Source organism: Flavobacteriales bacterium, from assembly GCA_020435415.1.
Classification (GTDB): Bacteria; Bacteroidota; Bacteroidia; order JACJYZ01; family JACJYZ01; genus JACJYZ01.
In genome coordinates this window covers 56,646-63,719 of the sequence record JAGQZQ010000006.1, presented here as the reverse complement: position 1 = coordinate 63,719, position 7,074 = coordinate 56,646, and the positions used below count along the sequence as shown (strand labels likewise).

Sequence of the window (7,074 nt, the reverse complement as noted above, 5' to 3'; positions counted from 1 at the left end):
TGTTCTTCAATCTTCAGTCTCATCCGAATAGATTTTTGAATACCTCCTGATACTTATCGCCATTGTCCGGAAATACCGTTACGACCACGCCTTCATTGATGCTGTCAGCGACCTTCATGGCGCCTAACAGGTTGGCGGCGGACGACGGACTGAGGAGCAGTCCTTCATCTGCTGCTACTTTTTTGATCACTTCATAAGATTCGGCGGTATCCACTTCATGAATGTCGTCCGGAACCAGCGGATCATAAATTTTCGGGACGATGGCTGTTTCCAAATGTTTCCATCCTTCCAGGCCATGCATGGGGGTATTGGGTTGCAGTCCGATCAGGCGGGTGGAGGGATTCCATTCCTTTAATTTTCTACCGGTTCCGGTGAACGTTCCGGTTGTTCCCAGTCCGGCTACAAAATGCGTGATCCGACCTTCGGTTTGCTCGATGATCTCCGGTCCGGTATGCTCAAAATGGGCTTTCCAGTTGTTGTCGTTTGCATACTGGTCCGCATAGAAATATTGTTCCGGATTGGCAGCTGCGATCTCCTTGGCTTTTTCCTGGGCGCCGTCCGTGCCTTCAAAGCGTGAGGTGAAAATGATGTTCACGCCGAGGGAGCGCAGGATGGTCTTCCGTTCTTCGCTGGCATTTTCCGGCAGGCACAGTGTCACCGGGATACCCAATGCGGCACCGAAGGTGGCATAGGCAATTCCTGTGTTTCCGCTGGTTGCATCCAGCAAGCCCATGCCATGGCGCAGGTGACCTTCGAGAATGGCATCTGAAATGATCTGAAATCCGGGTCTGGACTTCACACTCTGACCCATCTGCATCCATTCGAGCTTGGCGAATATCCGGACTCCCTCTTTCTGATAAGCCCTTTGAATGGGAAAGAGCGGGGTACGGCCCACAAACGGAGCCAGGGTGGCCAGGCGGTGTTCCAGCGTATCTTTTTGATGTGCCGTGGTAATGCTCATGATCCTTTGTTACTTTCTTCAAACACCTTTGTCAGGCGATTTAATTCGGTTACTTTTTGTTCGAAATCCGTCTTCATATTGTTGCGGATACGGTGGAGGCGTTCCATCACTTCCCCGATGCTGTCGGGCAGCCATTCTTCCAGGAATGCGCGCATACGTTTTCCTAACGTAGGAGATTTTCCATTCGTGGATATGGCGATCTTCAGGTCTCCCTTTATCACAATGGAAGACATATAGAAATCGCAGAGTGCGGGCGTATCCGCCACGTTGATCAGGATGGATCGTTTTCTGGATTCTGCATGAATAATTTTGTTGACGTCCGCCAGGCCTGTGGCCGCGAATACAAGCGAGATGCTGTTCAAGTCATCCGTTTCGAACGGACGATTGTGAAGCCGGATGTCGTATTGTGCAGACAGTTCGGTGATCTCAGGAAGGATCTCCGGCGCAACCACCGTCAGTGCGGCCGAAGGGTCATTGCGCAGGATGGCGGTGATCTTTTCCAGACCGATCTTTCCACCGCCTATCACCAGAATGCGGTGACCGTCCAGCTTCATGAAGAGCGGCAGGAGTATATTCTGACTGGCTTGCGTCTGGATGTTCATCGGACCTCTGCGTTAATGGTTTGCTCCAATCGGATCCATTCGGATGGCTCGGCAAGTGCCACCACATCGCCTACAACGATAATGGCAGGTGATGTGATCTCAGCCTCATGCACCTTGTCGGCGATGTCATTTACTTTTCCAAGGATGACCTTTTCGTCGGAGGTACTGCCGGAAGATATAACGGCGGCAGGGGTATCCGATTTGCCATGAGATGCGAGAAGACTGACGATATCGTGTATCTTTCCCAGCCCCATCAGGATCACGATGGTAGCAGATGATTGGGCTGCCAGCCTGAGGTCATCCGATAATTTGTTCCCGGATGTAGTGCCGGTCACCACCCAAAAACTTTCAGCAAGTTTTCTGTGGGTGAGTGGTATCCCTGCACCTTCCGGTACGGCGATGCTGCTGCTGATACCCGGTATTACATCTACGGTGATCCCCAGTGTTGCAGCGTAAGCCCATTCTTCACGACCTCTTCCGAATACAAAAGGATCACCGCCCTTGAGTCTTACCACATGCAAACCCTGAAGTGCGAAGTGACTTATCAGTGCATGAATTTCTTCCTGGCTGTAGCGGTGGTTGCCGGCTTTCTTTCCCACATAAATCTTTTGACTATTTGCGGGTGCATGATCCAGCAAGTCGGGATTGACCAGGGCATCGTACAGCAGCACATCGGCGCTGCGCAATGCACGGATACCTTTCAGGGTGATGAGTTCCGGATCACCCGGACCAGCACCGAGGATGGTCAGTTTACCTTTTACCGGTTCAGACGGATGCGGCATTGTTTTCTTTGTGTTGATGGAAGGCCTTCAGTGAAGCAAGGAAATCGGTCGCTTCTTTCAGGTATTCCGCTGCCAGTTCAATGCTGGCTTGTTGCTTATTGATTCGCAGGGCGAGTGCTTCAAATCCGCCCTCTACTTTGATCTTTCCGGTATCCACGAAGTTTTCCTGGAAATCACGGATGATTCCGGTTTGTGTATTGCATTTTATGCCTTGCGCGGTAAGGATGGCTTTGGCTCCACTTACCAGGGCACTGTAGCTATGGTACATGGAATCGGCGGCGAGATTCTGGTCGAGTGCTTCTTGGGCCCAGTCCAGTTTTTCTTCCGCTTCCAGTAGCAGGGTCTGGATAAGATCGATCACGACGCCGGCACATTCTCCCACACCCACTTCTTGTTTATAGCGGTCGCTGTTACCCCAGTCGATGTAGTCGGACTCTTCCACGGTCTCCTTATTGCCAAGCTCTTTGAGTAGCTGATAGAAATAATCTTTCCCCTGACGGTCGTAGTACACGTTGAAAAGCTCGTTATCATTTCCGTTCCGGTCATAATCGTCGAGCAAATCTCTGAGCACCTGAGGCGCTCTTTTGCTGGGCACTTTAATGATCTTGTCGGCAAACCGTCCGATACCATCACCTACGATACCTCCTCCGAGAAGCAGCTGAAGGGCGGGTAGGGTATGTTCGCCGTTTTTGATCGAGCTTCCGTGGAAACCGATATGGGCCAGGCCGTGCTGTCCGCATGAATTCATGCATCCGCTGATCTTGATCTTGATGTCGTTGTTGTAAATAAGGTCGGGGTATTCTTCCTTGATCACCCGTTCCAGTTCAACGGCTGTGGCGGTGCTGTTGGAAATTCCCAGGTTGCAGGTATCGGTTCCGGGGCAGGCGGTGATATCCGCTACGCTGTCAAATCCCGGCTCTGCAAAACCAAGTGCTTCGAGTGCGTTGAAAACATGAACCAATGCATGTTCACGAACATAACGTAGCACAAAACCCTGGTTGATCGTAATGCGCACGTCGTTGGCGGCATATTGCTGAACGATATCTGCAAAGGCCCTGGCTTCTTTTGTCGATAAGTTTCCAAGAAGGATTTTTACCTGAACCGCAAAGAATCCGGGTTGTTTTTGTGCTATCACATTGGATTTCTTCCAGGCTTCGAATTTATCTTCATTCGCCGGCGTGGCTCCGTTGGGGAGGGTGTCTGGTCCGGGTCCTACGTCTTTCCATTGAGACAGGTCAAAAGGCACCTTCTGATGAGTCAGCGCTGGTTTTTCATCAGCAACCAATTTCATAAAGGCATCCAATCCCATTTCATGGACGAGGTATTTGATCCTGGCTTTGTTTCTGCGTGCTCTTTCCCCATGGCGGTCAAAAACCCTGATGATCGCTTCGATGAGTGGGATCACTTCGTCCTCCGGCAGGAAATCATAGGCCACAAGTGCGGGATAGGGTTGTGCGCCCAGGCCACCCCCGATCATTACTTTAAAACCTTTCACTTCCTGACCGTTTTGGTTTTGGATCTTAGGAATGAGTCCCAGGTCATGCATAAAAGTATAGGCCGTATCTTTTTCTGAAGATGAGAGGGCAATTTTGAATTTTCTTCCGAGGTCCTGACCGAAGGGTTTTCTCAGAAAATAACTGAAGATACCATGAGCGTATGGAGACACGTCAAACGGCTCATCCACATCCACGCCGGCGAGCGCAGATGCGGTGACGTTACGTACGGTATTTCCGCAAGCTTCGCGGATGGTGATTTCGTCTTTCTCCAGTTCCGCCCAGAGTTCCGGGGTCTTGTCAAGACTTACGTAATGAATCTGAACATCCTGACGGGTGGTCAGATGAAGCTTTCCTGTTGAAAACGTATCGGAAACATCAGACAGGCGACGGAACTGCTCCACGGTGATCTTTCCGAATGGAAATTTGATCCGTACCATCTGCACCCCAGGTTGGCGCTGGCCATATACCCCCCTGGCCAGTCTGAGACTGCGAAATTTTTCTTCGTCAATTTTTCCTTCCCTGAATTGACGGATCTTCTTTTCAAGGTCGATGATGTCCTTTTCGACGATGGGATTTTCAAGTTCGGTCCTGAAGCTTTGCATGGTTTGTTGTTTTAGTCAAAAAAAAGGCCTTTCCGGGGTTAGCAGGAAAGGCCTTCTATAGGTTTGGGATAGTTCTATATGGTTGTTAGCATCCCGGTGGCACCATTCCTGTTCTGCTCGTCAGTACAGCAGCAACACATACAACAACAAGCGTTGAATGAATTCAGGGTGATGGCTGGGATTACGTTGATTTTCATGTTCATGCAATTGCCCGATCATGGACTGCAACGCAAAGATATAAAACCCTGTTTTGATTTACAACAGGCAACGATCAGTTAACTTTTTCATCATGTGTGAATTTATACCCCACCCCTCTGACCGAGTGAAAGTATTTGGGTTGCCTTGGATTGGGCTCAAAGTATTTTCTGAAGTTAACGATATGGTTGTCAATGGTTCTTGTCGACGGATACACATCATAACCCCAGACCTTTTCCAGGATCTCTTCGCGGGACACCACTTCGTTTTTTCTTTCTGTCAGGAGTTTTAACAGCAGTACTTCTTTTTGACTGAGGGCAATGTGGCTGCCGTCTGAACGATGTACTTCAAAGGTGTTGAAGTGAACAGTGTGCCCTCCGATGTTGAACTGTTTGGATTCGTTTGTTGAAGCGGGCTGCCTGCGCATCAACAGTTTCTGAATACGTATCTTGAGTTCCTCGAGATCGAATGGTTTTCCCAGGTAATCATCACCTCCGAGTTTGAGGCCGCGTACGCGATCCTGACTGGTATTTCTCGCCGTTAAGAAAAGAATGGGTGTTTCTTTATCACGTAGCCGGATATGTTCGCAAACGTGGTATCCATCCACGCCCGGCATCATCACATCCAGGATCACCAGATCAAACCGGGATTGCGGATAAAGGCGGATGGCTTCCTTGCCATCTCCAACGGGAACTACCTCGTAGCCGTCCAGCTCCAGGTTCACCTTCAGGGTCTTTCTGAGGTGTGGTTCATCTTCTACCAGTAATATTCGTGTCATATCCCGCCGTGATGTTGCATGGCAAAAATAAGCTACTTTTGTGTGAGAGGCATGCGGATCAAAAATCCCAATATTCAAAGTTCGGGCACATTTTTCATTTATTCCCTATTTGTGGCCTGCTTATTTTTACTGTGGAGGGGGTATGAATATATGTCCGGTGACCAGGCAGAGCACCTTCCGCTGGTATTAGCGAAGGCAGATCCGACCCTGTTCACCAGAGACTACTTTGTCCCTTACGCACGCGAGGCATTTTCCATACGTCATTACTATGTTTTGCTTGTTTATGCCTTGTCCACCGTTCTGCCTTTGAGCGTGGTTTGCTTTACCCTGACCATGTTATCCGTTGCCTTTAGTTCGTGGGGAATCATGCGCATCACTACGGCGTTGAGTCTGGACCGGCTCGCTCCTTTTATAAGCCCCCTGATGGTACTGATCATTTTTTACGGGTTCACGGTGGGTGGCAATCACATCCAGTATCCGACATTGATATCAAGTACCATTGCCAAGGCACTGGCCATGTGGGCGTTCGTGTTTTTTTTCGAACGGAAATGGCGATTGATGGCTGTATTCCTGGGATTGGCATCTTTGTTCCAGGTTCTGGTAGGCCTTCAATTGTTCATGATCTTCTGGTTCGTAAATCTAATCACGGAAAGGCATGATCGCTGGAGAACGGCCTGGCAGACCCTGCTGTGGTTTGTACTGGTATCTGCGCCAATGCTGATGCCCATCCTTTACCGTCAGTTTTTTCATGCGGTGCCTTATAATAAGGACCTCTACTATCAGATACTATATGTATTCAGAAATCACCTTCATTATATCCCTTCGTTGTTTCCGGCAAAGGCTTACTACAAGCTGGGTGGATTGGTCATTGCAACCCTGCCGTTGCTATATCTGTTTCGTTTAAAGGGCGACAAGCAAAAAATCGTGGTGATGATGGGGACCATTGTTCTCGGTCTTATATTATACTATGTGATGCTGGAGCAGGTTGGATGGTTGGTGGCGGGTAAATTGCAATGGTTCAAAACAACCATATGGCTGAATCTGCTCGCATGTGTGGTGATCAGCATCGTATTAAGTAAAATGATCCAGCTGATCGGGCACCTTTACACGATGCTGGCCTACCTGCGTAACGTGGTGCTGGTATCGGTTGTTCTGATGATATTGGTGTTGCTGAACTCGGAAGATATACCCGTTGCCGGTATGAAGGAGCGTTATCAGGTGGGAAGATACCCTCTGGGAGATCTCACCAAAATGCACGAATGGATCAGGGATAACACACCCAGGGATGCGGTATTTCTATATAGTCCGGATAATTCATCCTTTGCCTGTCAAACGCAGCGGTCCTCCCTGATCGGATATAAAGCGATCATCCATGAACCTTTTTTTCTGTTGCCGTGGTATGAGAAGTTCAGTCTTATTTATCAGGTAGATGTGATGTCTGTTGGTGAAAGCAATGCCCTTGAGGAGGCTACCGCATCCTATCGTGAAAACTACACATCACCTCACGTTCTGCCTTACGATTATCGCATCGATCGTTCGGATGAATGTATGTTCCAGGACAAACTGGGACCGGTCGTTCACCGCTCCGGTGTGTACGTCCTCACCATGGCACAGCCTTAAGACCTGTAACCAATTGGCCCTTTGTTCGTTTAATTCAA

The 7,074-nt window shown here is 49.2% G+C and carries 6 protein-coding genes; 1 reads left to right on the top strand and 5 read right to left on the bottom strand.

What is annotated here, in order from left to right; translation table 11 throughout:
- Window positions 1–19: 19 nt before the first annotated feature.
- The 5 genes from KDD36_02365 to KDD36_02345 all read right to left on the bottom strand — a co-directional run bounded on the left by KDD36_02365 (window position 20) and on the right by KDD36_02345 (window position 5,416).
- Window positions 20–961 (bottom strand): cysteine synthase family protein, encoded by a 942-nt coding sequence (locus tag KDD36_02365; GenBank protein ID MCB0395468.1) that lies wholly within the window; start codon window positions 959–961, stop codon window positions 20–22.
- Window positions 958–1,563, bottom strand: coding sequence for a bifunctional precorrin-2 dehydrogenase/sirohydrochlorin ferrochelatase (locus KDD36_02360; protein MCB0395467.1), 606 nt, complete (start codon window positions 1,561–1,563; stop codon window positions 958–960). Before KDD36_02360 ends, KDD36_02365 begins: the two co-directional genes overlap by 4 nt.
- Window positions 1,560–2,345 (bottom strand): uroporphyrinogen-III C-methyltransferase, encoded by a 786-nt coding sequence (gene cobA / locus KDD36_02355; GenBank protein ID MCB0395466.1) that lies wholly within the window; start codon window positions 2,343–2,345, stop codon window positions 1,560–1,562. The genes KDD36_02360 and cobA overlap by 4 nt, the downstream gene beginning before the upstream one ends.
- The gene (locus KDD36_02350) at window positions 2,329–4,443 is read right to left on the bottom strand and encodes a HEPN domain-containing protein (GenBank protein ID MCB0395465.1); all 2,115 of its coding nucleotides are present in this window, start codon (window positions 4,441–4,443) and stop codon (window positions 2,329–2,331) included. Before KDD36_02350 ends, cobA begins: the two co-directional genes overlap by 17 nt.
- A 271-nt stretch (window positions 4,444–4,714) precedes the next feature.
- Window positions 4,715–5,416: a response regulator transcription factor gene (locus tag KDD36_02345; protein ID MCB0395464.1), complete on the bottom strand. Its 702-nt coding sequence runs from the start codon at window positions 5,414–5,416 to the stop codon at window positions 4,715–4,717.
- An 18-nt stretch (window positions 5,417–5,434) separates the two neighbouring features.
- Between KDD36_02345 and KDD36_02340 the strand changes: the two genes are divergently transcribed.
- Window positions 5,435–7,036, top strand: coding sequence for a hypothetical protein (locus KDD36_02340; protein ID MCB0395463.1), 1,602 nt, complete (start codon window positions 5,435–5,437; stop codon window positions 7,034–7,036).
- The last annotated feature ends 38 nt before the right edge of the window (window positions 7,037–7,074 follow it).